General features: G+C 63.0%; 24 protein-coding genes and 1 pseudogene. 11 read left to right on the plus strand and 14 right to left on the minus strand.

Annotated elements, in window-relative coordinates; all coding sequences use genetic code 11:
• Positions 1–98: 98 nt before the first annotated feature.
• Together groL and FEV53_RS14285 are read right to left on the minus strand one after the other, a co-directional pair.
• Positions 99–1,739 (minus strand): chaperonin GroEL, encoded by a 1,641-nt coding sequence (gene groL, locus FEV53_RS14280; protein WP_142835494.1) that lies wholly within the window; start codon positions 1,737–1,739, stop codon positions 99–101.
• Between the two features lie 55 nt (positions 1,740–1,794).
• On the minus strand, positions 1,795–2,082 hold the full coding sequence (locus tag FEV53_RS14285; RefSeq protein WP_142835495.1) for a co-chaperone GroES: 288 nt from the start codon (positions 2,080–2,082) through the stop codon (positions 1,795–1,797).
• A 240-nt stretch (positions 2,083–2,322) separates the two neighbouring features.
• Between FEV53_RS14285 and FEV53_RS14290 the strand changes: the two genes are divergently transcribed.
• From FEV53_RS14290 to FEV53_RS14315, 6 genes are all read left to right on the plus strand, one after another.
• Entirely contained in the window at positions 2,323–3,246 is a 924-nt protein-coding gene (locus tag FEV53_RS14290; protein WP_142835496.1) for a manganese-dependent inorganic pyrophosphatase, read from the plus strand.
• 154 nt (positions 3,247–3,400) lie between these two features.
• Positions 3,401–4,291 carry a TIGR01459 family HAD-type hydrolase gene (locus FEV53_RS14295; protein ID WP_142835497.1) on the plus strand — a complete coding sequence of 297 codons (891 nt, stop codon included), beginning with the start codon at positions 3,401–3,403 and terminating at the stop codon, positions 4,289–4,291.
• Positions 4,292–4,407: 116 nt separating this feature from the next.
• Positions 4,408–4,848 (plus strand): MaoC family dehydratase, encoded by a 441-nt coding sequence (locus FEV53_RS14300; RefSeq protein WP_142835498.1) that lies wholly within the window; start codon positions 4,408–4,410, stop codon positions 4,846–4,848.
• 47 nt (positions 4,849–4,895) lie between these two features.
• On the plus strand, positions 4,896–5,837 hold the full coding sequence (locus FEV53_RS14305) for a bifunctional riboflavin kinase/FAD synthetase (protein WP_142835499.1): 942 nt from the start codon (positions 4,896–4,898) through the stop codon (positions 5,835–5,837).
• A complete protein-coding gene (locus FEV53_RS14310) occupies positions 5,830–6,306 on the plus strand; it encodes a YcgN family cysteine cluster protein (protein ID WP_142835500.1) in 477 nt (158 codons plus the stop codon). The genes FEV53_RS14305 and FEV53_RS14310 overlap by 8 nt, the downstream gene beginning before the upstream one ends.
• Entirely contained in the window at positions 6,306–7,343 is a 1,038-nt protein-coding gene (locus FEV53_RS14315; protein WP_142835501.1) for a threonine aldolase family protein, read from the plus strand. Before FEV53_RS14310 ends, FEV53_RS14315 begins: the two co-directional genes overlap by 1 nt.
• 4 nt (positions 7,344–7,347) lie before the next feature.
• Here the strand turns inward: FEV53_RS14315 and FEV53_RS14320 are convergent, their stop codons facing one another.
• On the minus strand, positions 7,348–8,223 hold the full coding sequence (locus FEV53_RS14320; protein WP_185962218.1) for an alpha/beta fold hydrolase: 876 nt from the start codon (positions 8,221–8,223) through the stop codon (positions 7,348–7,350).
• Entirely contained in the window at positions 8,159–8,752 is a 594-nt protein-coding gene (locus FEV53_RS14325) for a 2-hydroxychromene-2-carboxylate isomerase (RefSeq protein WP_142835503.1), read from the minus strand. The genes FEV53_RS14320 and FEV53_RS14325 overlap by 65 nt, the downstream gene beginning before the upstream one ends.
• 128 nt (positions 8,753–8,880) lie before the next feature.
• On the opposite strand from FEV53_RS14325, the gene FEV53_RS14330 reads away from it, so the two are divergent.
• On the plus strand, positions 8,881–9,900 hold the full coding sequence (locus tag FEV53_RS14330; RefSeq protein WP_142835504.1) for a ribose-phosphate pyrophosphokinase: 1,020 nt from the start codon (positions 8,881–8,883) through the stop codon (positions 9,898–9,900).
• 42 nt (positions 9,901–9,942) lie between these two features.
• On the opposite strand, the gene FEV53_RS14335 is transcribed toward FEV53_RS14330, so the two are convergent.
• Genes FEV53_RS14335 through moaA form a run of 3 tightly spaced genes read right to left on the minus strand, consistent with a single transcriptional unit; the run spans position 9,943 to position 13,292 of the window.
• The gene (locus FEV53_RS14335) at positions 9,943–11,010 is read right to left on the minus strand and encodes a glycosyltransferase family 4 protein (RefSeq protein WP_142835505.1); all 1,068 of its coding nucleotides are present in this window, start codon (positions 11,008–11,010) and stop codon (positions 9,943–9,945) included.
• 45 nt (positions 11,011–11,055) lie between these two features.
• Positions 11,056–12,291, minus strand: a complete 1,236-nt coding sequence (locus FEV53_RS14340) for a 3-deoxy-D-manno-octulosonic acid transferase (protein ID WP_142835506.1) — start codon at positions 12,289–12,291, stop codon at positions 11,056–11,058.
• Entirely contained in the window at positions 12,288–13,292 is a 1,005-nt protein-coding gene (gene moaA / locus FEV53_RS14345) for a GTP 3',8-cyclase MoaA (RefSeq protein ID WP_142835518.1), read from the minus strand. Before moaA ends, FEV53_RS14340 begins: the two co-directional genes overlap by 4 nt.
• A gap of 95 nt (positions 13,293–13,387) precedes the next feature.
• Here moaA and FEV53_RS14350 point away from each other — a divergent pair, with 95 nt between their 5' ends.
• Positions 13,388–13,933 carry a D-galactarate dehydratase gene (locus FEV53_RS14350; protein ID WP_142835507.1) on the plus strand — a complete coding sequence of 182 codons (546 nt, stop codon included), beginning with the start codon at positions 13,388–13,390 and terminating at the stop codon, positions 13,931–13,933.
• Positions 13,934–13,984: 51 nt separating this feature from the next.
• On the opposite strand, the gene FEV53_RS14355 is transcribed toward FEV53_RS14350, so the two are convergent.
• The 6 genes from FEV53_RS14355 to aceE form a co-directional block, all read right to left on the minus strand.
• The gene (locus tag FEV53_RS14355; RefSeq protein WP_142835508.1) at positions 13,985–15,148 is read right to left on the minus strand and encodes an amidohydrolase; all 1,164 of its coding nucleotides are present in this window, start codon (positions 15,146–15,148) and stop codon (positions 13,985–13,987) included.
• Positions 15,149–15,195: 47 nt separating this feature from the next.
• A complete protein-coding gene (locus tag FEV53_RS14360; RefSeq protein WP_142835509.1) occupies positions 15,196–16,479 on the minus strand; it encodes a DUF3422 family protein in 1,284 nt (427 codons plus the stop codon).
• Between the two features lie 73 nt (positions 16,480–16,552).
• Complete coding sequence (locus FEV53_RS14365) at positions 16,553–17,050, minus strand: phasin family protein (protein WP_142835510.1); 498 nt, start codon at positions 17,048–17,050, stop codon at positions 16,553–16,555.
• A 95-nt stretch (positions 17,051–17,145) separates the two neighbouring features.
• Positions 17,146–18,885, minus strand: a complete 1,740-nt coding sequence (gene lpdA, locus FEV53_RS14370) for a dihydrolipoyl dehydrogenase (RefSeq protein WP_142835511.1) — start codon at positions 18,883–18,885, stop codon at positions 17,146–17,148.
• Positions 18,886–18,898: 13 nt separating this feature from the next.
• Positions 18,899–20,164, minus strand: a complete 1,266-nt coding sequence (locus FEV53_RS14375) for a 2-oxo acid dehydrogenase subunit E2 (RefSeq protein ID WP_142835512.1) — start codon at positions 20,162–20,164, stop codon at positions 18,899–18,901.
• Between the two features lie 31 nt (positions 20,165–20,195).
• Complete coding sequence (gene aceE, locus FEV53_RS14380) at positions 20,196–22,850, minus strand: pyruvate dehydrogenase (acetyl-transferring), homodimeric type (protein WP_142835513.1); 2,655 nt, start codon at positions 22,848–22,850, stop codon at positions 20,196–20,198.
• 264 nt (positions 22,851–23,114) lie between these two features.
• Between aceE and hisB the strand changes: the two genes are divergently transcribed.
• Genes hisB through FEV53_RS14395 form a run of 3 tightly spaced genes read left to right on the plus strand, consistent with a single transcriptional unit; the run spans position 23,115 to position 24,772 of the window.
• Positions 23,115–23,702: an imidazoleglycerol-phosphate dehydratase HisB gene (gene hisB, locus FEV53_RS14385; protein ID WP_142835514.1), complete on the plus strand. Its 588-nt coding sequence runs from the start codon at positions 23,115–23,117 to the stop codon at positions 23,700–23,702.
• A complete protein-coding gene (gene hisH, locus FEV53_RS14390; RefSeq protein ID WP_142835515.1) occupies positions 23,699–24,334 on the plus strand; it encodes an imidazole glycerol phosphate synthase subunit HisH in 636 nt (211 codons plus the stop codon). Before hisB ends, hisH begins: the two co-directional genes overlap by 4 nt.
• Positions 24,335–24,385: 51 nt before the next feature.
• Positions 24,386–24,772: a HesB/IscA family protein gene (locus tag FEV53_RS14395; RefSeq protein WP_142835516.1), complete on the plus strand. Its 387-nt coding sequence runs from the start codon at positions 24,386–24,388 to the stop codon at positions 24,770–24,772.
• A gap of 558 nt (positions 24,773–25,330) precedes the next feature.
• On the opposite strand, the pseudogene FEV53_RS20925 reads toward FEV53_RS14395, so the two are convergent.
• A pseudogene (locus tag FEV53_RS20925) lies at positions 25,331–25,602 on the minus strand (IS91 family transposase); the annotation flags it as partial.

Here is a 25,602-nt window from a genome sequence, read left to right on the forward strand (position 1 = left end):
TAATGAGACTGAATTGCGCCGGAACACCCCCCGGGCACCCGCAAGCAAAAGGGGCGCCAACATGGAGCGCCCCTCGTAACCTGCAAAGGTCGGGATGATTACATCATGCCGCCCATGCCGCCCATGTCGGGCATGCCGCCACCGGCAGCGCCTTCTTTCTGGGGCTTGTCGGCCACCATGGCTTCAGTGGTGATCAGCAGACCGGCCACAGACGCGGCGTCCTGCAGCGCGGTGCGCACCACTTTGGCGGGGTCGATCACGCCGAACTTGAACATGTCGCCATATTCTTCGGTCTGGGCGTTGAAGCCGAAGGACTTGTCCTCGGATTCGCGGATCTTGCCAGCCACCACGGAGCCGTCGACACCGGAGTTCTCGGCGATCTGACGGATCGGGGCTTCGAGCGCCTTGCGGATGATCGAGATGCCGACGGTTTGATCGGAGTTGGCACCCTCAAGACCGTCGAGCGCCTTGGCACCCTGCACCAGAGCGACACCGCCGCCCACGACAACGCCTTCCTGCACGGCCGCACGGGTCGCGTTCAGGGCGTCATCGACGCGGTCCTTGCGCTCTTTCACTTCGACCTCGGTCATGCCGCCGACGCGGATGACAGCCACACCACCGGCAAGTTTGGCCACGCGCTCCTGGAGCTTTTCGCGGTCGTAGTCAGAGGTGGTCTCTTCGATCTGGGTGCGGATCTGGGCCACGCGGGCTTCGATCTCGGGCTTCTCGCCGTGACCGTCCACGATGGTGGTCTCGTCCTTGGTGATGGCCACTTTCTTGGCGGTGCCCAGCATGTCCATGGTCACGTTCTCGAGCTTCATGCCGAGATCTTCGGAGATCACCTGACCACCGGTCAGAATGGCGATATCCTGCAGCATGGCCTTACGACGGTCACCGAAGCCCGGGGCCTTCACGGCCGCGATCTTCAGACCACCGCGCAGCTTGTTCACCACGAGGGTGGCCAGCGCTTCGCCTTCGACGTCCTCGGCGATGATCAGCAGCGGCTTCTGCGACTGGATCACGGACTCGAGGAGCGGCACCATCGGCTGCAGCGAAGACAGCTTCTTCTCGTGCAGCAGGATCATGCAATCGTCGAGCTCGGCGATCATCTTGTCGGGGTTGGTCACGAAGTAGGGCGACAGGTAGCCACGGTCGAACTGCATACCCTCGACCACGTCGGTCTCAGTCTCGAGGCCCTTGTTCTCTTCGACGGTGATGACACCCTCGTTGCCGACCTTCTGCATCGCGTCCGCGATCTGACGGCCGATTTCCTCTTCGCCATTGGCGGAGATGGTGCCGACCTGAGCGACTTCGTCGCTGTCGTTCACTTCGCGGGCCGCGGCCTTGATGGCCTCGACAACCTTGGCGGTGGCGAGGTCGATGCCGCGCTTCAGATCCATCGGGTTCATGCCGGCGGCGACGGACTTCATGCCTTCGCGGATGATCGCTTGGGCGAGAACGGTGGCGGTGGTGGTGCCGTCGCCGGCCTCATCATTGGTGCGGGAAGCAACTTCCTTCACCATCTGGGCGCCCATGTTCTCGAACTTGTCCTCAAGCTCGATCTCTTTGGCGACCGACACACCGTCCTTGGTGATGCGGGGGGCGCCGAAGCTTTTCTCGATGACAACATTACGGCCTTTGGGGCCGAGGGTCACCTTCACCGCGTCGGCCAGGATGTTGACACCCTTGACCATCTTGTTGCGGGCGTCGGTGTCAAATTTGACGTCTTTAGCAGCCATACTGCGTGCTCCTCGTCAGAAATTTATAGGGTGGGATGAAAGATCGGAGACAGGCTCAGGCGAGAACGCCGAGGATGTCCGATTCCTTCATGATCAGCAGCTCTTCGCCGTCGATGGTGACCTCGGTGCCGGACCACTTGCCGAACAGGACACGGTCGCCCTCTTTCACGGACATCGCGATCAGCTCGCCGGAGTCCTTGCGCGCACCTTCGCCGCAAGCAACAACAGAGCCCTCGGCCGGCTTTTCCTTCGCGTTGTCGGGGATGATCAGACCGCCCTTGGTCTTTTCGTCCGACTCGATGCGGCGGACCAGAACGCGGTCGTGCAGGGGAGTGAATGCCATCTGAACGCTCCTTGGTTCATGTTCAATCTGATTAGCACTCGCTTCTGTTGAGTGCTAACGATCGTTGAGTTAGGCAAGCCGGAGAGGCGTGTCAACGCGGCTCCGCGCAAAATTCGCTGGAAATCGTTGCTGCATCGCAGCATGGAGTGCCCTGTACGCAGAGCGGTGGTGACAAGGGGACGGCCTGCCTCTATAGCAGCCGCCAGCTAACGTAGTCCCCTGCCCCAAGGAGATCCGAACATGACGACACTCGTCTTTGGACATAAGTCACCCGACACCGATTCCACCGGCTCCCCGATCATCTGGTCCTGGTACATGACCGAAGTGAACGGCCACGCCGCCGAGCCGGTGCTGCTGGGCGAGCCAAACACCGAAGCCCTCTGGATGCTGGAGCGCTGGGACCTGCCCAAGCCGCAGATCATCGACAGCGTCGAAGCCGGCCAGAAAGTTGTGATCGTCGACACCAACAATCCCGGTGAGCTGCCCGAGGACATCAACGCGGCCGACATCACTGCGATCATCGACCACCATCGCCTGACCGGCGGTCTGGAGACAAAAGGTCCGATCGAGATCGCCATCCGTCCGCTGGCCTGCACCGCCACCATCATGCACGACATGATCGGCGACGACATGGCCAAAATGCCCGATGCCATCAAGGGCGCTATGCTGAGCTGCATCCTGTCGGATACACTGGAATTCTCGTCGCCCACCACCACGGATCACGACCGCGCCGTGGCGGAGAAAATCGCCGCCGATCTGGGGGTCGAGATCCCCGCCTATGCTGCCGAGATGTTCGCGGCCAAGTCCGACGTCTCCGGCTACAGCGACCTTGAGCTGCTGCGCCTCGACTCGAAGCGTCATGAGACCGGCGGGAAATCCTTCCGCGTCTCAGTGCTGGAGACCACGTCGCCGGACACCGTTCTCGCCCGCAAGGACGGCCTGGTCGCAGGCATGGAGACGGTGAAATCCGAAGATAGCGTGGACCACGTGCTCCTGTTCATCGTCGATATCATCAAGAGCGAGGCCACCGTGCTGATCCCTGATGCCGAGGTCCGCTCGGTCATCGAGAACAGCTTTGCCACGGTCTGCGGGGACGGCGATCAGGTGGTTCTGCCCGGCGTTGTCAGCCGGAAAAAGCAGATCATCCCCAACATCACCGTCTGATCAGGGGTTTTCGCCCAAAGACACGGAAAGCCGTCCCATAGGGGCGGCTTTTTTCATGCGTACTGCCCCGTTCGCCAGCGATTTGCCGCGAAAGGACTGGCAGCCCGGGCTCCGGGATGGCACCACAGGCGTCAAGCACAAAGGAGCCTGACCCTTGACCCGCATCATTTCAAACCTCTCCGATATTTCCGCCCAGTATGACGCGCTGTTTTGCGATCTCTGGGGCTGTGTCCATGATGGCGTGACCGCCATGCCCGAGGCCGTCGCCGCGCTTCAGGCGTTCCGGCAAAAGGGCGGGATGGTGGTCCTGCTGACCAACGCCCCCCGCCCGCGCGCCGAAGTGGCCGAGCAGCTGGCCCGGCTCGGTGTCCCCGAGGACGCCTGGGACACCATCGCAACCTCCGGCGATGCCGCCCGCGTCGCATTGTTCACCGGTGCCGTGGGGCAGAAGATCTATCATATCGGCGAGCAGCGGGATCTGGCCTTCTTCGAGCCTCTGCGCATCGTGGAAAACCCCACTCCGATCACCCGCGTGGACAGCCTTGCCGAAGCGGATGGCGTAGTCTGCACAGGCCCGTTTGACGCCCGTCAGCCACCCGAGGTGCTGCGTCCGCAACTGCTGGAGGCCAAGACCCGGGGGCTGACATTGCTGAACGCCAACCCCGATATCGTCGTGGATCGCGGGGATCAGCGGGAATGGTGCGCAGGCGCTGTCGCTCAGCTCTATGAGCAGATGGGCGGAAACGTCCTCGCTTTTGGTAAACCCCATCCCCCGGTTTACGACATGGCCCGGCGCCGGCTGGCTGAGGCGGGCGGCGGACAAATTGGAGATGGGTCGATCCTCGCTGTCGGCGACGGGATCCACACAGATATCAAAGGGGCGGTAGGCGAAGGCATCGACGCCCTGTTCGTCACAGGTGGACTGGCTGCGGCGGAAACCGGCACTGGTCCTGCCCCCGAGGCCCAGCCCGATCCGGCGAAGCTGGAGACGTTTCTCAGCGAACACAGCCTCTCCCCCACCTATTCCATTGGTCGGGTCCGCTAACCTTACGTGCAGGTGCAGCAAGGTTATGCTGCATTTGCAAAGCAATTTACTTGCGTAATTAAATCTCCATGCGTATATATCTTGCAAGCAAGATAATTGCGCATGGGGTGTGAGAAATGCTTGACGCAACGACGATCACGGCACCGATCTTTATCGAAGATATGGAGGTGGGCCTGACCCGCCATCTGGAGAAGATCATCTCCGACCACGACATCTCGCTCTTCGCCGAGGTTTCAGAGGACAGGAATCCGGTGCATCTGAATGACGAATATGCCGAAAGCACGATGTTCGGCGGGCGCATTGCGCACGGGATGCTCACCGCCGCACTGATCTCGGCAGTGATCGGCGAACAACTGCCCGGCCACGGCACCGTCTATCTGCGCCAGTCCATGGCCTTTCTCGCTCCGGTCCGGCCGGGCGATCTGGTCCGCGCCGAGGTCGAGGTCAAAAGCATCGATCTGCGGCGGTCCCGCGTCACGCTCGATACCCGCTGCCTCGTCGACGAGACCCGGGTGCTGCATGGCGAGGCACTGGTGCTCGCGCCGTCCCGCGGCTGAGCATCCAGCGACTTGCACCGGCGCGAGGGCAGCGCTAGTCCGACGCCATGGATATCTACCGCTCCTCTGCCGACCTGCCGGTCGGTGCCAAAGGCGCAGCCGCCGCGCTGGGCAATTTCGACGGGGTCCACCGGGGCCACCAGCATGTCATTGATCTGGCTCGGGATGCTGCATCAGGGCACGGCGCTCCGCTTGGAATCGTCACTTTTGAGCCGCACCCGCGCGAGGTGTTTGCCCCCGACGCCCCGCCCTTTCGCCTGACAAATGCCGAAACCCGCGCCCACCGGCTGGCGCGGCTGGGCGTGGAGCGCCTGTTCGAACTGCCGTTTGATCCCGAACTGATGGCGCTGAGCCCCGACGCCTTCGCCCGGACAATCCTGCGCGACGGGCTCGGGCTCTCTCATGTGGTCGTTGGCGCCGATTTCCGCTTTGGCAAAGGTCGCGCCGGGGATGCGGAGACGCTGGTCAACCTTGGCAGGGATCTGGGCTTCGGCGTGACCATTGCCGATCTGTTGCAAACCGACGGCCAGGAGATTTCCTCGACCAAAATCCGCGAAGCCCTCACCGATGGCGATGTGCGCCGTGCCGCGCAGATGCTGGGACACCTGCACCGCATCGACGGCCCGGTGATTCATGGAGAGAAGCGCGGCCGCGATCTGGGCTATCCCACCGCCAACATGGCGCTCGACCGCATCCACCTCCCCCGCTTTGGTGTCTACGCGGTGGATGTGGAGGTCATGGATGGTCAACATGTGGGGCGCTACGGTGGCGTCGCCTCGCTGGGCGTGCGTCCCATGTTCGGCGTGAATACCCCGAATCTCGAAACCTTCGTCTTTGATTTCAAAGGCGATCTCTATGGCGCCGCACTCTCGATCGGGCTGGTGGAATTCCTCCGCGGCGAAGAAAAATTCGACAGCCTCGACGCGCTGATCGCCCAGATGGACGCAGACAGCGCCCGCGCCCGTGAGATCCTCTCGTCCCATGGCTAGGAAGCGCAGTCCGGGCGGGACGCGGATCAGGCCGCAATTCTGGGAGCGTTATCCCCTTGAGGAACTTAGCACTGCCGAATGGGAAGCGCTCTGTGACGGTTGCGGCAAATGCTGCCTGAACAAGCTGGAGGATGAAGAAACCGGCGAAGTCGCCCTGACCCGCGTCGCTTGCCGGCTCTTCGATGACGAAACCTGCCGGTGCAGCCAGTATGACATCCGCAAGCAAATCGTCCCGGAATGCGTGGTGCTGAAACCCGAAGATCTGGAGACGGTCAGCTATTGGCTGCCGCTGACCTGCGCCTATAAACTGATCCACGAGGGCCAGCCGCTCTACCCTTGGCATCCGCTGCTCAGCGGGCGGGCCGAGTCGGTCCATGAGGCAGGCGTTTCAGCGCAGAACATCACCGTCCCCGAATTCGAGGTGGACGAAGAGGAGTGGGAAGACCACATCATCGAGGAACCCAACTGATGCATTTCGCTTCCGACAATTCCGGCCCCGCCCACCCGCAGGTGATGGAGGCGCTGGCCAGCGCCAATGAGGGCTATGCCATGCCCTATGGCAAGGAAGCCGCCATGGACCGCGTGCGCGACCAAATCCGCAAGATCTTCGAGGCGCCTCAGGCCGAGGTCTATCTGGTTGCAACGGGAACGGCCGCGAATTCCGCGCTGCTGGCCTGCATGACAAAGCCCTGGCAGTTGATCTATTGCTCCGACGTCGCCCATATCGAAGAGGATGAATGCGGCGCGCCAGACTTCTTTGCCAATGGCGCGCGGCTGGCGCTGGTGGACGCGCCCGACGCGTTGATCGACCCCGACGCCCTGCGCGCCCGCATTGCCCGCACCGAGCAGGGGGTTGTGCACGGGATGCAGCGCGGGCCGCTCTCGATCACCACCGTGACCGAACGCGGCACCGTCTACAGCCTTGACCATCTGGCCCAACTCACCGGCATCGCGCAGGAGTTCGGCCTGCCGGTCCACATGGACGGGGCGCGCTTTGCAAATGCGATGGCGGCCCTCGGCTGCACACCGGCAGAGATGGTGCAGGGTGTCGATGCGCTGAGCTTTGGCGGAACGAAGAACGGTCTCCTGGGGGTGGAAGCAGCAGTGATCTTCGATCCCGATCTGGCCTGGGAGTTCGAATTGCGTCGCAAGCGCGGCGGGCATCTGTTCTCCAAGCACCGCTACCTGTCGGCGCAGATGGAGGCCTACCTGACTGACGATCTGTGGCTGCACTCCGCTCGGATGGCGAACGCCGCCGCCGCGCGGCTGGCGGGGGGCTTACAACAGATCGACAAGGTCGAGTTCCTGCACCCGCCTCACGCCAATATCATTTATGCGAAGTTTCCACGCGCGGACCACCTCCGCCTGATCGAGGCCGGCGCGCAGTTCTACTCGCTGGGCAGCCTCGACGGTCCCGGCGAAGAGCCGGTGCGCGCGCGCCTGGTCTGCGACTGGTCGGCGACGGCGGAAAATACCGACCGCTTTCTGGAAATTCTGCACGGCTGATGCCTCAGCCCCCGCCCGTGCCCAAAAATTCGCGAATTTTTGTCGCCAGTTGCGCACGATGGGTCATGGGCAACATATGCCCGGCCCCCTCGATCACCGTTACCTGCGCCTGTGGCAACCGCGCAGCCAGCCTGTCAAAGATCGCGCCGATCACTGGATTGGCCTGCCCGCCCCGGACCAGAAGAACCGGCGCAGAAATTGCCTCCAGCCGCCCTGCCCCGAGCAGATCGTTGGAATCGTTCACCAAAGCGGGTTCGGTCGCGGCGATCAAAGGCATCTGATCGGCCATCGTCTGGCGCTGCTCATCCGGGACCATTTCCCACGGTCGCCCGCCACCCCAGATCGTCGTGAAGACCTGCGCCGCGCGCATGGGATCGCCCGCGTGCAGCGCCTCGCGGAATACCGCGTCCTTTACCTCGTGCTGCCGGTGCGCTTCGGTGCCCCGCGCGGCGGCAAAGAAGACCGGCTCGACCAACACAGCGCTCCGGATGAGATCGGGGCGTCGGGTCATCAGCGTCAAGGCCGTGACACCGCCCATGGAATGCCCGATCACGTCTCGCGGGCCCTCGCAAAAGCTCTCCGCGACCTCACTCGCGCGCCGGATATAGTCGCCACTCCCATCCCATGGCCCGCTCCGCCCGTGACCGGGGAAGTCAAAGGCGGTCATGGACAGACCGTCGCTCAGCTCCGCCATCAACGGCAGGAAGGCACGCCCCGAGGCCAGTCCGCAATGGAGCATCAGCGCCTCCCGCACGCCTTCGCCCCGTTGGATCCACGCCGTATCCAGACCGGCTCTGATCCCTGATGGCATCCGGTCAGCGCCCCAGATGCCAGTCGAGGTGGTCGAGCCGGTCCTGCCCCCAGAACCGCTGATCGTCATCGGTGATGTAGAAGGGTGCTCCGAACACCCCCGCATTCACCGCGTCTTCCAGGTTGCGCGCATAGGTCTCGGCCCCCTCGACCATAGCCCAGCCCCCGAGGCCACGATCGAATCCGGCGGCTTCAAGCTGCTCCGCGATCACCGCATCCTCGGCAATGTCCTTTTCCTCAACCCAGCAGGCGCGGCAGAACCCGTGCACCAGCGCCCCCAGATCGCCACCGCCCGCCTTGGCCGCAGCGATAATCGCGAAAGCCGAGGGCGCACCATTTGTGGGCCAGTGACGGGGCTTGAGGTTGATCGGCATGTCCTGGATGTCCGCGATCCGCTGCAATTCCATCAGCCGGTACGTCTGCCGGTTGGGATGACGCTCAGGCACGGGCTTGCCACCAGTGCGCTGGAAAAGTTGCATGATGTCCAAAGGCTTATAGGTGATCTCCGCCCCATGGCGGGCGGCGATATCTTCGAGCCGCGTTCCCGCAAGATAGGTAAAGGGCGAAAGCGTCGAAAAATAGTAATCAATCCGCGACATTGGCAAGCTCCATTCCGGATAGTGACCTTCCCGCTAGAGCTAACACTGTGCTAACCGCCAATAAAGCGCCGATTCGGACGGTGCTTGCCCGTCGCGCCCTGCTCCGCTGCCCAAGGACCCCTGCTGCCATGCCTCTCTCCTCCGAGCCCAAGCTGATCTCCGGCAATGCCAACCGCCCATTGGCCAGTGCCATCGCCCGCCGCATGTCCATGCATCGCGCCCTGAACGTTGAACTGGTGGATGCCCGCGTCGAGCGTTTCAATGACGGCGAGATTTTCGTCGAGATGTTCGAGAATGTGCGCGGTCAGGATATGTTCATCATCCAGCCGACCTCGAACCCGGCCAATGACAACCTGATGGAACTCCTGATCATGACCGACGCCCTGCGCCGGTCATCGGCCCAGCGCATCACCGCCGTGATCCCCTATTTCGGCTATGCCCGTCAGGATCGCCGCGCCAAGGCCCGGACCCCGATCAGCGCCAAGCTTGTCGCCAACATGCTCACCGAAGCGGGTGTCGAGCGGGTCCTGACCATGGATCTGCATGCAGCCCAGATTCAGGGCTTCTTCGATATCCCGGTGGACAACCTCTACGCATCGCCGGTCTTTGCCCTCGACATTAAACACCACTTCCGCGGCAATATCGACGACGTGATGGTCGTCTCCCCCGATGTGGGCGGCGTGGCCCGGGCGCGGGAACTGGCCAAGCGGATCAACGCGCCCCTCGCCATCGTCGACAAACGCCGCGAAAAAGCCGGTGAAGTGGCGGAGATGACCGTCATCGGCGATGTGAGCGGGAAAAGCTGCATCATCGTGGACGACATTTGCGACACGGCAGGCACGCTCTGCAAAGCGGCTGAAACCCTGATCAATGCCGGTGCCGCCGAGGTGCACGCCTATATCACCCACGGCGTTCTGTCCGGTCCGGCGGTCGAGCGGATCGAGAATTCGGTGATGAAGAGCCTTGTGATCACCGACTCAATCGAAGCGCCCGAACCCGTCGCCAATGCGCGCAACATTCGCATCGTCCCAACCGCGCCGCTTTTCGCTCAGGCGATTATGAGCATCTGGCAGGGCAATTCGGTCAGCTCTCTTTTCGACCATGAGACGCTCAGCACGATCTACGATGGCTTCTATTCCGCCAGCTGACCTCAAATCGTGGCATGGCCCCAGACGGGGCTTGCCCACTGATCAGCCCCGGTGCACCGCCAGATCTTCGCCGCGCCACAGCGCCTCGTAGATCTCGGCGGCCCCGCCCGCTTCCTTGTCGATGGAATGATCCCGCTCTGCCTTGGCGCGCGCCGCCCGGCCCATGCGTTCGATCCTATCCGGGTCAGACAGCAACTCCGACACGGCAGCCGCAGCCGCCCCGGCATCACCCGGCGGTACGATCAGCCCGGTTTCGCCCCCCGCCGAAAACTCCCGGTAATACCCCGTATCCGAGCAGACGAAGGGCGTCCCCGCCGCCATGCCCTCCACCGGGACCACACCAAAGGGCTCGTAGCGCGCAACATTTACCACCAGCGACAGGGCGGGCATCACTGCCTGCTGCTCTTCGTGGCTGATGAAGCCCGGGAACAGGATCCGGTCAGACAGACCCGCCTCAGCAACTTTACGCTTTTGCTCGGCGAGAAATTCTTCCTCGGGCGGTTTCGTCATACCGAGGACCAGCGCTGTGGTCTCCGTATCGCCCCCCTGCATCACGCGAATCATCGCATCGACAAAGACATCCGTCCCCTTGGCCGGACGCACGCGACCGATGATCGCCACGCCGCGGGTCCCGCCATAGGGTAGCTTTGCCCAGGCGGCCCCACGGTCGGGGACCGGCGCGTGGTGGCTCAGGTCGACCCCGTGGGGCAGCACGGCGGCAACGCCCGGGAAGAACGACGCAGCCTCATCCGAGGTCGCAATCACCGCATCCATCCGGGAGATCAGCCAGCGGGGGAAGGCGGAGTGGCGGTGTTTAGCCGCGGAAGTGAAGACAGCGCGGATGGGCAGGCGCAACACGTCCCGCGCCCAGATGGCCGAGATCATTTCGGGGTCGCGGCGCACGTGCCAGACGGCGTATTTCCGTCCGTTCGACGGCGAGCGCGACAGGCGTCGTGCTTCGGCACGGGTGATCGGGTCGGGCAGCGCGTCGAGCGGATGGCCGACAAGCGCCAGATCATAGCGCGACTGGTGCCAGTTCGCCATGCGTTGGGCCGTGGCGGAGACGCCGGTAAAGCGCGGATTGTAATTGGTGACAAAGAGCTCAGGCATGGCAGAGATGTGGCCGGGATCAGCCGAAATGTCGAGGGAAGATGATCAGAGCGCGAGACACCGCGCGGCGATCTCGCGGGCAATGTCTGGCGATCCGGCCTTTGTCTCGGCGATCCGGCCCATGGCCTGAGCCGCGTCGCCGGTCAGCAACCTGAGCACCGCATCGGCCAGATCCGCCTCGCCCTGCACTTCCAGCGCCGCTCCGGCTTGGATCAGGCGGTCGAAATCGGCCTGGGCGTTGGCGAAATGCGGCCCGGTCAGGATCGCGGCCCCGAACCCCGCCGCCTCCAGCGGGTTATGGCCGCCGACTCCCGCCACCAGAGATCCGCCCATGAAGACCAGCGGCGCCAGCGAAAACCACGTCCCCATCTCCCCGTAGCTGTCCGCGAGGTAGAGACCGTCTTCCGCCCCCGGCAGCGCCCCATCGGAGCGACGGGGGGGATCGCACAGCATCGCCGCGATATCGTCGCCCCTCTCCACATGGCGCGGCGCGAGAATGCAGAGCGCGTCAGGCACAGCCGCACGCACCGCCCGATGCGCAGCCGCGATGATCTCTTCTTCACCCGGATGGGTCGAGGCCGCGATCCAGACCGGGCGGGTCCCAATTGCCGCATTCATCTTCGACAGCAACGCCTCGTCCACTGGCAAACGCCCGCCCGCGAGCTTCAACGACCCGCCCACAGCCACCTCGGGCGCACCCAGCGCACGGGCACGGGCGGCGCTGTCCTCATCCTGGGTCAGGATCAGCGGAATCGCTCCGAACACCGCGCGCCCGAGGCGCCCGAGGCGCTGCCAGCGTGCCATGCTGCGTTCAGTGAGACGCGCGGAGACCAGCGCCAGAGGAATACTCCGCTGCGCCAGCGCGTCGATCTGGGCGGGCCAGATCTCGCTCTCGATGAAGATCGCGCGCTCCGGCTGCCAGTGATCGAGAAACCGCGCCACAATCCGGGGATGATCCAGAGGGGCAAAGCGGTGACAGGCGCGCTCAGGCAGGCGTTTCGCCGCCAGTTCCGCAGAACTGGCCGTACCGGTGGTCAGAAGCACCTGCGCCTCCGGGCGCGCATCTAGCAGCGCATCGATCAAAGGCAGAGCCGACATCATCTCGCCGACGCTCACCGCATGGACCCAGATCACAGGCGCGTCGCCCCGGGGACTTTCGTCACGCCCCAGACGTTCCGGCCAGCGCTCCGGTGGTCCGCCCTTGTCCAGAAAGCGCTGTCGGATCCGCTGCTTCAGAACTGGCCAGAGTGCCCGTACCGCGGCCCGATAGGCTCCGATCATCCGCCTGTATGGCTCATATGGCGCGACATCTGGCCTGAGACTTCCTGACGGGAATAGTCGAAATCATGGCCCCTGGGTTTTCGCGAAATTGCCTCGCGAATCGCCTGCTCCAGCACTGCGTCATCGGCACTGGCCCGGAGCGGTGCGCGCAGGTCGGACATGCCTTCCTGCCCCAGACAGGGGTAAAGCTCGCCCGTGCAGGTCAGTCGCACGCGGTTGCAGCTTTCGCAGAAATTATGGGTGAGCGGTGTGATGAAACCCACATCCTGCCCGCTCTCCTCCAGTCGCATGTAGCGCGCGGGTCCGCCGGTGCGCCGACTTAGCGGAGTCAGGGTGTAGCGCTCGGCCAACTGGTCGCGCAGGTCGCTCAGCGGCCAGTACTGACCAATACGCTGCTCGCCATCGAAATCGCCCATGGGCATCACTTCGATGAAAGTCAGATCCATGTCCCGCCCGGCACACCACTCCACCAGACGGAACAGCTCATCTTCGTTGAACCCTTGCAATGCGACAGCGTTGATCTTCACCCGAAGCCCCGCCGCCTGCGCGGCGTCGATCCCCTTAAGCACCTGCGGCAGGCGGCCCCAACGGGTGACGCGGGCGAATTTCTCTTCGTCCAGCGTATCGAGCGATACATTCACCCGCCGCACCCCGGCCTCAGCGAGGTCCTGCGCGAACCGGGCGAGTTGCGAGCCATTCGTGGTCAGGGTTAGCTCATCAAGCCGCCCTGCCTCCAGATGCCGGGACATGGCACGGAAGAATGTCATGATATCCCGGCGGACCAGCGGCTCGCCACCCGTCACCCGCAGTTTACGCACTCCGAGCCCGACAAAGGCCGAGCAGAGACGGTCAAGCTCTTCGAGCGTCAGCAAATCCCGCTTGGGCAGGAACTGCATGTTCTCGGACATGCAATAGACACAGCGGAAATCACAACGGTCGGTTACCGAAACCCGGAGGTAGGAGATGGAGCGCTGATACGGATCGATGAGAGGCGTGGTCATGGGCAGACAGTAGGGTGCGCCAGCGCCGCACACAAGCAGCACCCGGCGTCTCTTTCGCCGTTGTCGCACCGCAAAGCTTGTCCTAGTGTCGCGCCATGAAGAACAGCTTTCGCCTCTGTGCCCTGCCCCTCGCCCTGACGCTTGCCGGCTGCGCCGACATGCCCAACCCGTTTGAGCCGAAGGAACCGCCCACACCGCCGCAGCAGGTCCGTATCGACCGCGCGCCCGGTCAGGTGGACGCGCCCGCGGCCCCCGTTGTGGCCCAGCCCGAGACGCCCGCCGAAGTGGCCGCCGTCGTAGACGCGCCGCCGCCGTCGCCCGCGGCGACCACTGTCGCGCAGCTCGACACCACGACCGAGGCACAGAAAGCCGCCGCCACCGCCGCGCCCCAGAGCGTCGGCGCGCGCTTGGGCACCGCTCAGGCCGCGCTGGGCGACCCCACCGATCCGGGTCTGTGGCTGAAGACCGGCCTTGTCTCCTCGCCCCAGCCAGGCCGCGTGCAGGCCGCCAACGGCCAGTCCGTACTCGTAGAGCTGCGCCCGGTACCCGGCGATGGCGGGCCGACCATGTCGCTCGCCGCCATGCAGGCCCTGCAAGTCCCGCTGACCGATATCCCGGTCGTCACCGTCTACGCTCAGTAAAAATACACTGCAGACCCAGCGTCGGGGCGTCCGGGTCGGGCGCCCCTTTTGTTATGATGCGACCGGCAGACGGCGCTCGGCCAGCTCCGCCCAGTAGGACACCCCAGCTGGGATGATCTCATCCGCGAAGTCATAGGAGTCGGAATGGAGCGGCGGCGTGTCACCAATGCCCAGCAGGATATACGCCCCCGGCCGCGCCTCCAGCATATAGGCGAAATCCTCGCCTCCCATCACCAGATCGGCCTCGGCACAGCTCCCGCTGACAGCGCGGGCCGCGTTGGCTGCATGGGCGACCTCGGCGGTGTGATTGGCCATGACGGGATAGGAGCGGTGATAGGCGACATCGGCCCGAGCACCGAAACCTTCGGCGATGCTGGTGGCGATCTGCGCCATCCGGTCCTCGACCATGTTGCGCATGGCGTCTTCCATAGTGCGCACGGTCCCGCGCAGATGCACCTGCGAGGGGATCACGTTGTAAGCGTCTGATTCGGTGCGGAACGACGTCACCGAGACGACCACCTGTTTTGTCGGATCCGCAGCACGGGCGGCAATATGCTGAAATGCCATGACGATCTGCGAGGCGATCACCGTCGGGTCCACCGTTTCATGGGGCTTGGCCGCGTGACCGCCCTGCCCCAGAATTGTGATGTCGAACGTATCGGTCGCGGCAAAGAACGCCCCGTCCCGGATCGCGAACTTCCCCAGCCCCAAACCCGGCCAGTTATGGAGCCCGTAAACCTCTTCAATCGAGAACCGCTCCATCATGCCGTCCTCCACCATCTCGCGACCGCCGCCCTCACCCTCTTCTGCAGGCTGAAAAATCACCGCGACCGTGCCGTCGAAATTGCGCGTCTCCGCCAGATAGCGCGCGGCGCCCAGCAGCATCGCCGTGTGGCCGTCATGACCGCAGGCATGCATGGCCCCGGGGATCTCCGAAGCATAGTCCGCCCCCGTCACCTCATGGATCGGCAACGCATCCATATCCGCGCGCAACCCAATGCAGCGCCCCGGCCCGCTTTTGCCGTGGATCAAGCCGACCACACCGGTCCGGCCAATCCCCTCGATCACCTCATCACAGCCGAAGCCTCGCAGCTTGTCCGCAACAAAGGCTGCCGTCTCATGGGTCTCAAACCCCAGCTCGGGCCGTCGGTGCAGGCTCTGACGCCACGCCGCGATGTCGTCCGCAAACTCCGCAATCCGGTTTTTCACCGCCATGACGGCGCTCCTCCTGATAAAGGTGTCGGCGGGCGACCAGCCCGCCGTCAATGTAACATCTTGCGGATACGGCGCACCATCAGCCAGACCGCGAGGATCACCAGCGGAACGAGCAGCGCCGTCCCCACAGTCCTTGACAGACCAACCGCCGTCATCGCCGGCCCGAGCGCGTAGACCGCGAGGTTCAGCGCGTAATAGCTGATCGCCACGACCGACAGCCCCTCGACCGTGCGCTGCAATCGCAACTGCACATCGGCCCGCTTGTCCATGCTCTCGAGGAGCGCCTGATTCTGCGCAGACCGATCCACATCGACCCGCGTGCGCAGCAGATCCCCCGCCCGCAGTGCCCGCTCGCTCATGTTGCGCAACCGGTTCTGCGTGGCCTTCACCGTCCGCATCGCCGGATCGTACCGGCGCATCATGAACTCCGCAAAGGTCTGACGGCCCATATAGCGCCGCTCCCGCAACGCGCCGATTCGCTGGTTCACCAGCGCCTCATAAGCTTCCGTCGCACCGAACCGGAACGACGACTGCGCGAGCATGGTCTCCAGCTCCGCCCATACCTGTAACAGATGGTTCAGCGTCTCATCCGGTGCCGTGGCCGCCGTCGTCATGTCGTCGGTCAGGGCAGTGAGCTGGGTGTCGAGCCGCGTCATGCCTTGCCCCATCCGACGGACCCGCGTCAGACCCAGCATGGACATGGTTTTGTAGGTCTCGATCTCCGTCAGGCGCTGGACGATCCGACCCACCCGACGCTCGCTGATTCCCGGGGACGTGAACACCACAATCCGCGTATGTCCGGCCGCATCGAGCCGGAAGTCTGTTGCGACCAACGCCGCGCCATCGAGCACTTCGCTGACGGTCAGGCTTTCGGGGACAAACCAGCCGTCGAGCTTCGCGGCCACCGCCTGATCCTCCCCGGCCCTCTCCTCGACGCGGATCAGCGCAGAGGTCATACGAACCCCCGGCGCATCCTCCAGCCACTCACGCGGGAAGACGCCAAAGGCATCCCGGTCGAAGGCCTTTTGCGCATCGCCATCGGCAAAAACCGTATAGGTCACGAATTCCGTGTGGCTTTCCCATTTCAGGCGATACCGCCCGATTTCGCCGAACCAGTGCGTGGCGCCCTCTTTGGGATGGGTCGCGCCAAAGCGATCGAGCAAACGGATCAGATGCGCCCGGTCCAATTCCCGGTCGCGACTGGCCGCATCCGTCGTCGGCTTGATCGCCAGATATACAGCGTTGCACGGCGCTTTTACGGCCGCTGCCGGGCGGGCGTGCAATTCATTGATCAGGTCATAGCGCAGCGGGTGGTCCGCAATTTCGCCCATGTGGTCTTTCCCGTCGCGCCTTGGTCAGTCTCCGGTGACATCATCGGCCACCGGAGAGGTCTTTGGCAAGGGGTCAGCTCTTCGCCTTGCTGGCTGCGCGCTTGGTGGTTTCCTCCACCTTCTGCACAGACTCCTCAATCTGACTCTTGAGCGAAGAAAAGGCTTCTTCACTAGAATCACGAACGGAATCGGCCATCTTGCGCATCAGCGTCAGCGCCTGCTCGACCGCTTCATTCATCGCCTCGGTGCGCGCTTTGATCGCGTCAGCCCCGGCGTTCTCCTCGGCCCACTCATATTGCTGGCGCGCGGCGGAGGTCATCTTCTCGAAGATCTCCATCTGCTTGTCGAGGAGATCCTTATACCCCTCGGCCGCCGCCTGATTGGCCTCGGTCATCGCCTCAAAGTTGCGCTGGTTCGCCTTGATGATCTGCTCCATGTCGAACATCTGCGCCTGCGGACGCTGGAACATGTTCATCATCATGTTCTGCGGATTCCACATCTGCGCGACGCGGTCCGGGTCGAACATCTTCATGAATTCCGACATATCAAAGGGATCGTTAGATTTGGCCATGACCAGCTCCTTGGTTCAAATTATATTGAGCGGAGCGTAGACCGGCTGCCCCCGACCAATCAACTGTCGCGGGCAGCCCTGTGACGGGTTTTTCGTCACTTCTTCTTCGGCGGCATCAGATCGGTGATCGTGCCTTCGAACATCTCGGCAGCAAAGTTCACCGTTTCCGACAGCGTCGGGTGCGGGTGGATGGTGTGGCCCAGATCGACCGCATCAGCGCCCATCTCGATGGCCAGAGCCACCTCGGCAATCAGATCACCCGCGTTCGGACCCACGATGCCCGCGCCGATCACCCGGTCGTCTTCGGGATCGAAGATCAGCTTCGTCAGACCTTCGGAGCGGCCCAGCGACAGGGAACGGCCAGACGCAGCCCAGGGGAAGACGCCTTTATGCACCTTCATGCCCTGCGCTTTGGCCTGGGTTTCGGTCACGCCGACCCACGCCACTTCTGGATCCGTGTAGGCCACCGACGGGATGACCTGTGCGTCAAACGCCCGCTTTTCACCAGCGGCGACCTCGGCGGCCACCTTGCCCTCATGCACCGCCTTATGCGCCAGCATGGGCTGGCCCACCACGTCGCCGATGGCGAAGATATGCGGCACGTTCGTGCGCTGCTGGTGATCCACCTCGATAAAGCCGCGATCGGTGACCTTCACGCCCGCCTTGTCGGCGTCGATCTTACCACCATTGGGCGACCGGCCAACGGAGACCAGCATCTTGTCAAAGATCTCGGTCGTCTCGTCGCCCTTGCCATCCTCGAAGGTGACCTTCAGCCCCTCATCGAGCGCCTCGACCGCAGTGACCTTGGTCTTGAGCTTGATGTCTTTCAGGCGCGATTCCATGCGCTTGTGAAGCGGCTTGACGATGTCCTTATCCGCGCCGGGCAGGATCTGGTCCATCATCTCGACCACCGTCACCTCGGACCCCAGCGCCGCGTAGACCGTCGCCATTTCAAAGCCGATGATGCCGCCGCCCAGAACGCACATGCGGGCCGGGATCGGGTCGAGCTCCAGCGCACCCGTCGAATCCACCACGCGGGGATCGTCATGGGGGATGAAGGGCAGATGCACCGGCTTCGACCCGGCGGCGATGATGCACTGGTCGAAGGTCACGGTCTTCGTGCCCTCTTCCGTCTCCACCGCGATGGAGTTGGCGCCGGTGAAGTTGCCGTAGCCGTTCACCACGGTGACCTTGCGGGCCTTGGCCAGACCGCCCAGACCACCGGTGAGCTGCTTGACGACCGAGTTTTTCCAGCCGCGCAGGCCGTCGGCGTCGATCTCGGGCTTGGCAAAGGTGATGCCGTGGCCCGACATTTCCTCGGTCTCGGTGATCACCTTGGCCGCGTGCAACAGCGCCTTGGACGGGATACAGCCCACGTTCAGGCAGACGCCGCCGAGCGTGTCATAGCGCTCGATCAGCACGACCTTTTTGCCGAGGTCAGCGGCGCGGAAGGCCGCGGTGTAGCCGCCCGGGCCGGAGCCCAGCACAACCACCTCGCCATGCAGATCGCCCGACCCCGCAGCGGTGCCAGTGGCAGCGGTGGGTGCCGGAGTGGTATCCTGAGCCGGGGCCGCGGGGGCCTCGGATTTCGGCGCATCTTCGGCACCGGCGCCTTCGAGGACGAGAATCACGTCGCCTTCGGAGACATTGTCCCCTTCGGCGACCTTGATCTCGACGACCTTACCGGCGGCGGAGGACGGGACCTCCATGGTGGCCTTGTCCGATTCCAGCTCGATCAGCGGGTCCTCTGCGGCGACGGTGTCGCCCACAGAGACCAGCACAGTGACGACGGGGACGTCTTTGAAATCCCCGATATCGGGTACTTTGATATCCATCAGATCGTCTCCCTTACCACATCAGCTTGCGCATATCACCGAGCAGCGTCTTGAGCGTCACGCAGAAGCGCGCGGCCAAGGCACCGTCGATGGCGCGGTGGTCATAGGAAAGCGACAGGGGCTGCATCAGGCGCGGCTCGAACTCCTCACCATTCCACACGGGCTTGATCGCCGAGCGGGTCAGGCCAAGGATCGCCACCTCGGGCGCGTTCACGATGGGCGTGAAAGATGTGCCCCCGATCCCGCCGAGCGACGAGATGGTAAAGGTCGCGCCCTGCATGTCCTGGGATTTCAGCTTGCCTTCGCGCGCAGCGGCGGAAAGCTCCATCAGATCCTTGGAGATGTCCACGATACCCTTGCGGTCGGCATCCTTGATCACCGGCACCACCAGCCCGTTGGGCGTGTCGGCGGCAAAGCCGATGTTGTAGAAGTCCTTCTTGATCAGCTTGTCCCCGTCGGGGTGGATCGAAGAGTTCACTTCCCAATGCTGCTTCAGCGCGGAGACCGAGGCCTTGATCACAAAGGACAGGAGCGTGACGCGATAGCCCTGCTCCTTGGCCATGGTGTCCATTTCCTTGCGGTACTTGTCCAGCTCGGTGATGTCTGCCTCGTCATTGTGGGTGACGTGGGGAATGTTGAGCCAGGAGCGGTGCAGCGCGGGACCCGAGATCTTCTTGATCCGCGGCATCTCCACGTCCTCGACCGGGCCGAATTTGGAGAAGTCCACTGCGGGGATCGGCGGGATACCCATGCCGCCCTGAACCACAGCGCCACCGGCGGCGGGTGCTGCGGAGGATTTCAGCGCCTTTTCCACGTCTTCACGCAGGATACGGCCCTTGCGACCCGAGCCGTTCACCTGACGCAGGTCCACATCCACCCGGCGGGCAAAGGCGCGCACGGAGGGAGAGGCGTGGAACTTCGTCGAGCCGGTATCGACCACCGCATTGGCGGCAGGCGCAGCGGGCGCAGCAGCCGGGGCCGGAGCGGCGGCTTTCGGCGCCTCTTCGGCTTTGGGCGCCTCGGGCTTGGGCGCGTCGCCCGCATCCTCGGCCTCGATCATCAGGATCACCGTGCCCTCGGAGGCGGAGTCGCCCTCCGACAGCAGGATCTCAACGACTTTACCCGCATGGGAGGACGGAACCTCCATGGTGGCCTTGTCGGACTCGAGCTCGATCAGCGGATCTTCCTTGGCGACCACATCGCCCACGGAGACAAGCACCGAGACCACGGGAACATCGTTGAAATCACCGATGTCAGGAACTTTAACTTCAGTTGCCATCGTTCTGTTATTCCTCGTTCTTATTCCGCGATCAGCTCAGGCGCGGGTTGGCCTTGGAGCCGTCAATTTCGTATTTCTTCAGCGCCTTCTGCATGTCCGCCTTGGACACCGACCCGGCACGGTAGAGGGCGTGCATGGCAGCCGCTGCAATGTGGTTCGCATCCACTTCGAAGAAGCGACGCAGGGCCTCGCGGCTGTCCGAACGGCCAAAGCCATCGGTGCCGAGAACGGTGAAATCCTGCTCGACAAAAGCGCGGATCTGCTCTGCGTAGTTCTTCATGTAGTCAGTGGCGCAGATCACCGGCGCATCGGTTCCCGACAGAGTCTTGGTGACATAGGGCACTTTCGGCTCTTCGAGAGGGTTCAGGCGGTTCCAGCGGGCACAGTCCTGACCGTCGCGGGCCAGCTCGTTCATCGAGGTGGCCGACCACAGGTCTGAGGTGACGCCAAAATCGTCCTTCAGCATTTCGGCAGCCTTCACAGATTGCATGAAGATCGTACCGGAACCCATAAGGTTCACATGTTTTTTGCCCGGCTTATCAGCCTTGCGGAAACGATAGAGACCACGCTTGATCCCCTCTTCGGCGCCCATGGGCATCTCGGGGTGCTGGTAGTTCTCGTTCATCAGGGTGATGTAGTAGTAGACATCTTCCTGCTCGGCGAACATGCGGCGCATGCCGTCCTGAACGATCACCGCAACCTCATAGCTGAAGGTCGGATCGTAGCTGATGCAGTTCGGGATTGTGCCGGCGAGGATGTGGCTGTGGCCATCCTCGTGCTGGAGTCCCTCACCGTTCAGTGTGGTGCGACCGGCGGTGCCGCCCAGCATGAAGCCACGCGCCCGGCTGTCGCCCGCCGCCCAGGCGAGGTCACCCACGCGCTGGAACCCGAACATCGAGTAGTAGATGTAGAACGGGATCATCGGCACGCCGTGGTTGGAGTACGACGTTGCCGCCGCGATCCAGTCGGCCATGGCGCCGGCTTCGTTGATGCCTTCCTGCAGAACCTGACCGTCGGTCGATTCCTTGTAGTAGGACATCTGCTCGGCATCCTGCGGGGTATATTGCTGACCCAGCGGGTTGTAGATGCCGACGGAGCGGAAGAGACCCTCCATCCCGAAGGTCCGGCTCTCATCGGGGACGATGGGCACCACCTGCTTGCCGACTTTCTTGTCGCGGAGGAGGGTCGTGAGGATTTTCACGAAGGCCATGGTGGTGGAGATTTCGCGATCGCCCGAGCCTTGCAACTCGCGCTTGAACACGTCCAGTGCAGGAATCTCCAGCGCCGGGGCGCCGGTGTAGCGCGACGGGAAGGAGCCGCCCAGTTCCTGACGACGGTCCGCCAGATAGGCCTTCTGCGCGTTATTCAGGGAGACGAAGGGCACCTTGTCGATGTCTTTGTCATCCACCGGGATCTTGAAGCGGTCACGCATGGCCTTGAGTTGCTCAAGGTTCAGCTTCTTCTGCTGGTGGGTAGTGTTCTGCCCCTCACCGGCGGCGCCCATGCCGTAGCCCTTGACGGTTTTGACCAACAGGCAGGTCGGACGGCCCTGCACTTCGGTCGCCCGCTTATAGGCGGTGTAGACCTTCTGAGCATCGTGGCCACCACGGCGCAGGCCAAAGATTTCTTCGTCGGTCCAGTCCTCGACCAGCTTCGCGGTCTCGGGATATTTGCCGAAGAAATGCTCGCGGATATAGGCGCCATCCTTTGATTTGAAGGTCTGGTAGTCGCCGTCGAGCGTCTCATCCATGAGCTGACGCAGCTTGCCGGAGGTGTCGCGCTCCAGCAGATCGTCCCAGCCCTTGCCCCAAAGCACCTTGATCACTTCCCAGCCGGAGCCGCGGAAAGATCCTTCGAGTTCCTGCACAATTTTCGCGTTGCCGCGCACCGGACCGTCGAGACGCTGCAGGTTGCAGTTGATCACAAAGATCAGGTTGTCGAGCCCTTCGCGCGCCGCAATATTGATGGCGCCGAGCGATTCCGGCTCGTCCATCTCGCCATCGCCGAGGAAGGCCCAGACCTTGCGGTCAGACTTCTCGATCAGGCCCCGGTTCTCCATGTATTTCATGAAGCGGGCCTGATAGACGGCCATCAGCGGGCCAAGACCCATGGAGACGGTCGGGAACTGCCAGTAATCCGGCATCAGCCACGGGTGCGGATAGGAGCTGAGCCCGTCGCCGGAGGTCTCGTGGCGGAACTTCAGCAGGTCTTCTTCGCTGATCCGGCCTTCCATAAAGGAGCGCGCGTAGATGCCGGGGATCACGTGGCCCTGGAAGAACACCAGATCGCCGCCATGGGTCGCAGACCGGGCGCGCCAGAAATGGTTCAGGCCGAGGTCATACATCACCGCAGACGACGCGAAGGAGGCGATGTGTCCGCCAATGCCGTCGCTCTGCTTATTCGCGCGCACGACCGTGGCCATGGCGTTCCAGCGATTGATCGACCGGATACGCTTTTCCATCTCGGCATCGCCGGGGATCTCCAGCAGATCTTCGGCGGGGATGGTGTTCTGGTAGGGCGTGGTGGCCGAGAACGGGAGCTGCGCACCAGCCGCGCGGGCTTGCTGCACGGCCTTGTCCAACAGGAAATGCGCCCGATCCGCGCCATCCCGTGCGATCACATCTTCGATCGCTTCCTGCCATTCCTGGGATTCTACCGGATCTATGTCTTCCCGACTGTCTTTCATCGGCGCGCTCCTTCGTAAGCCGTCAATAAGGGCGTTAGCGTTCACGGGAGAGGAAAGCACGCCAGTGACGTGGCGTCCAGCAGCCTCCTCCCTCGTCTGCATTTTATTCAAAATGGTGTTTAGCGGCGAACGTAGCGTCACGCGAGAGGGGTTCGTACAAATCCGGCATGCGCGAGGCGCATAGGTCAGGACGTTCGGGCATAGCTTTACTCTTTTCTCGCACGCTCGACTGTCCTAAGCGGGAGCACAGAGCAGGAGGATCCCATGCGCCGCGCCACCGTCAGCCGCAAGACCAACGAGACCGAGATCACCGTCACCGTCAGCCTCGACGGCACCGGGCGCTGTGACTGCGACACCGGGGTGGGATTTTTCGATCACATGCTGGACCAGCTCGCCCGTCACTCCCTGATCGACATGGAGATCAGGGCGCAGGGCGATCTGCATATCGACGACCACCACACCGTCGAAGACACGGGCATCGCGCTCGGTCAGGCCCTGCGGGAGGCGCTGGGGGATAAACGGGGCATTCACCGCTATGGCGAGTGCTCCCTGCCTATGGATGACACTCTTGTCCGCGCTGCTCTGGATCTGTCAGGGCGACCGTGGCTGGGCTGGGATCTGCCAATGCCGGCGCAGAAGATCGGCGGTTTTGACACCGAGCTGGTGCGCGAGTTCTTTCAGGCGCTCTCCACCCATGGCGGCATCACGCTGCATGTGGATCTGGTGCGCGGCCTCAACAGCCACCACATCGCCGAAGCGGCGTTCAAGGCCGTGGCCCGCGCCCTGCGCGTCGCGGTTGAGTCGGACCCGCGCAAGGGCGACGCCATCCCCTCGACCAAGGGAAGCCTATGACCACCGTTCTGATCGATACCGACAGCGGCAATCTGCACTCCGCCGAAAAGGCCTTTCAGCGCATGGCTGCCGAGACCGGCGCCGGCCAGGTTGTCGTGACCTCCGACCCTGAAGATGTCGCGCGGGCCGAGCGGGTCATCCTGCCCGGCGACGGCGCCTTTCCGGCCTGCGCCCGGGCTCTGATGCGAGACCGCGCGGCGCTCTATGAGGCGCTGATCGAGACCGTCGAAACACGGGGCAAGCCGTTCCTCGGCATTTGCGTCGGAATGCAACTGATGGCGCGGATGGGCCATGAATATGAGCCCACAGAGGGGCTTGGCTGGATTGATGGCGAGGTCGTGGCGATCCCCGCCGCGGGCCGCAAGGTGCCGCATATGGGCTGGAACGATCTGGTGATTGACCGTCCACACCCTGTGCTCGACGGGCTGAAAACCGGCGATCACGCCTATTTTGTCCACTCGTACCACATGGCGCTGAACGACCAGGCTCAACTGCTCGCCCATTGCGACTACGGTGCGCCGCTCACCGCGATCGTTGCGACAGAGAACCGTGTCGGTACCCAGTTCCACCCGGAGAAAAGTCAGGCCAACGGCTTGCGGCTGATCGCCAACTTCCTGAACTGGAAACCTTGAGCGAGACGCCCCCTGCCCTTATCTTGGGACTAACAGTCACGGAGCCGTCCCATGTTCGCGATCCCCGGCAAACAAGCCATCAGCCTCACTCCCGCCGCGGCCAGGCAAATCACCCGCCTGATGGAGCGCGATGGCCATAAAGGCCTCCGCATCGGCGTGAAAAAGGGCGGCTGCGCGGGCATGGAATACACGATGGATTACGTGGACGAGGTCTCAGACCATGATGAGATCGTGGAACAGGACGGCGCCCGCGTGTTGATCGCCCCGATGGCGCAGATGTTCCTGTTCGGGACCGAGATCGACTACGAGACATCCCTGCTCGAATCCGGCTTCAAATTCCGCAACCCCAACGTCTCCGACGCCTGCGGTTGCGGTGAGTCGATCAAATTCAAGGACGTGTCGGAACTCGCCGCCGAGGGACGCAAAAACCCAGCGTAATCGAGGCGACAAAATCCCTTTGCCCGCATTGCAGTCAAATGGCATTCCTATAACCCCTCGGACTACGCTGCATCAAAACAACACTCGCCATCCTAAAGAAAGTTCTTGATGTCTCATCCCAAGTTCAAAGATCTTGAGGCAATGACAGAAAAAGAGTTGATCGAAACGCTTGATAAGCATTCTGACAATGTCGCTGTCGGTACGGCGTTCTATTTGGAAGCGATCCGCTACCGACGGCAAATGCGAATGATGACCGCTATGTCTAAGGTTTGTTGCTGCTGTCAGCGTGAGCTGCAGCGGCGATAAATCTGACAAGGAGGAAAGCACGGGCGGATTTCGGTGCTATGGGGATTGTGCGTTACGGCTGCAGAGGTGGCTGAGCAGAGTGAGCGACTTTGTGATGACAGGCTGTGCAATTCAATTGATGTTCCCGACACGACTTGGCCAATTTGGCTCCCATTTTACCGCCACAGGCCTGATGCAGCCTAGGATTTTGTGAGATGGCCGCACTGATTGGTCCGGGGTCTGCGCAAGAAGGGGCCGGGTTTCCGTGTTGTATCATGCGGCATCCTCCCAAGGTGGTGCGCGGGATTTGGGTGTTTGACTGCGCAGGAAGGTCTCAATGATGACCATCGCGTCGCCGCATTTGGGGCAAGACTGTTTCGCGTGCCGCTCGTCGTTGCCGTCACTTGTCCCTTCGTCTGATGTTTGCGCCGGTTCTGGCGCTGCATCCAACAAGCGCCTGATCTTCTCGATCCTGTCTCGCCGGATGCCATTGGCGAGGAAGCCTGCATGGCGGATGCGGTGGAAGCCGGGCGGCAGGACATGGA

Origin of the sequence: Palleronia caenipelagi, from assembly GCF_007004065.1 — a bacterium.
Lineage (GTDB): Bacteria > Pseudomonadota > Alphaproteobacteria > Rhodobacterales > Rhodobacteraceae > Palleronia > Palleronia caenipelagi.

What these genes read in the sequence shown, in the direction of transcription:
- FEV53_RS14315 (WP_142835501.1), top strand. Translation starts at nt 6,306, where the DNA reads ATGCATTTCGCTTCCGACAATTCCGGCCCCGCCCACCCGCAGGTGATG.
- aceE (WP_142835513.1), bottom strand. Translation starts at nt 22,850, where the DNA reads ATGAAAGACAGTCGGGAAGACATAGATCCGGTAGAATCCCAGGAATGG.
- FEV53_RS14305 (WP_142835499.1), top strand. Translation starts at nt 4,896, where the DNA reads ATGGATATCTACCGCTCCTCTGCCGACCTGCCGGTCGGTGCCAAAGGC.
- FEV53_RS14395 (WP_142835516.1), top strand. Translation starts at nt 24,386, where the DNA reads ATGTTCGCGATCCCCGGCAAACAAGCCATCAGCCTCACTCCCGCCGCG.
- moaA (WP_142835518.1), bottom strand. Translation starts at nt 13,292, where the DNA reads ATGACCACGCCTCTCATCGATCCGTATCAGCGCTCCATCTCCTACCTC.
- FEV53_RS14340 (WP_142835506.1), bottom strand. Translation starts at nt 12,291, where the DNA reads ATGATCGGAGCCTATCGGGCCGCGGTACGGGCACTCTGGCCAGTTCTG.
- FEV53_RS14325 (WP_142835503.1), bottom strand. Translation starts at nt 8,752, where the DNA reads ATGTCGCGGATTGATTACTATTTTTCGACGCTTTCGCCCTTTACCTAT.
- lpdA (WP_142835511.1), bottom strand. Translation starts at nt 18,885, where the DNA reads ATGGATATCAAAGTACCCGATATCGGGGATTTCAAAGACGTCCCCGTC.
- FEV53_RS14350 (WP_142835507.1), top strand. Translation starts at nt 13,388, where the DNA reads ATGAAGAACAGCTTTCGCCTCTGTGCCCTGCCCCTCGCCCTGACGCTT.
- FEV53_RS14285 (WP_142835495.1), bottom strand. Translation starts at nt 2,082, where the DNA reads ATGGCATTCACTCCCCTGCACGACCGCGTTCTGGTCCGCCGCATCGAG.
- FEV53_RS14330 (WP_142835504.1), top strand. Translation starts at nt 8,881, where the DNA reads ATGCCTCTCTCCTCCGAGCCCAAGCTGATCTCCGGCAATGCCAACCGC.
- FEV53_RS14290 (WP_142835496.1), top strand. Translation starts at nt 2,323, where the DNA reads ATGACGACACTCGTCTTTGGACATAAGTCACCCGACACCGATTCCACC.
- FEV53_RS14320 (WP_185962218.1), bottom strand. Translation starts at nt 8,223, where the DNA reads ATGACGATCAGCGGTTCTGGGGGCAGGACCGGCTCGACCACCTCGACT.
- FEV53_RS14360 (WP_142835509.1), bottom strand. Translation starts at nt 16,479, where the DNA reads ATGGGCGAAATTGCGGACCACCCGCTGCGCTATGACCTGATCAATGAA.
- FEV53_RS14355 (WP_142835508.1), bottom strand. Translation starts at nt 15,148, where the DNA reads ATGGCGGTGAAAAACCGGATTGCGGAGTTTGCGGACGACATCGCGGCG.
- FEV53_RS14310 (WP_142835500.1), top strand. Translation starts at nt 5,830, where the DNA reads ATGGCTAGGAAGCGCAGTCCGGGCGGGACGCGGATCAGGCCGCAATTC.
- hisB (WP_142835514.1), top strand. Translation starts at nt 23,115, where the DNA reads ATGCGCCGCGCCACCGTCAGCCGCAAGACCAACGAGACCGAGATCACC.
- groL (WP_142835494.1), bottom strand. Translation starts at nt 1,739, where the DNA reads ATGGCTGCTAAAGACGTCAAATTTGACACCGACGCCCGCAACAAGATG.
- FEV53_RS14300 (WP_142835498.1), top strand. Translation starts at nt 4,408, where the DNA reads ATGCTTGACGCAACGACGATCACGGCACCGATCTTTATCGAAGATATG.
- FEV53_RS14375 (WP_142835512.1), bottom strand. Translation starts at nt 20,164, where the DNA reads ATGGCAACTGAAGTTAAAGTTCCTGACATCGGTGATTTCAACGATGTT.
- hisH (WP_142835515.1), top strand. Translation starts at nt 23,699, where the DNA reads ATGACCACCGTTCTGATCGATACCGACAGCGGCAATCTGCACTCCGCC.
- FEV53_RS14335 (WP_142835505.1), bottom strand. Translation starts at nt 11,010, where the DNA reads ATGCCTGAGCTCTTTGTCACCAATTACAATCCGCGCTTTACCGGCGTC.
- FEV53_RS14365 (WP_142835510.1), bottom strand. Translation starts at nt 17,050, where the DNA reads ATGGCCAAATCTAACGATCCCTTTGATATGTCGGAATTCATGAAGATG.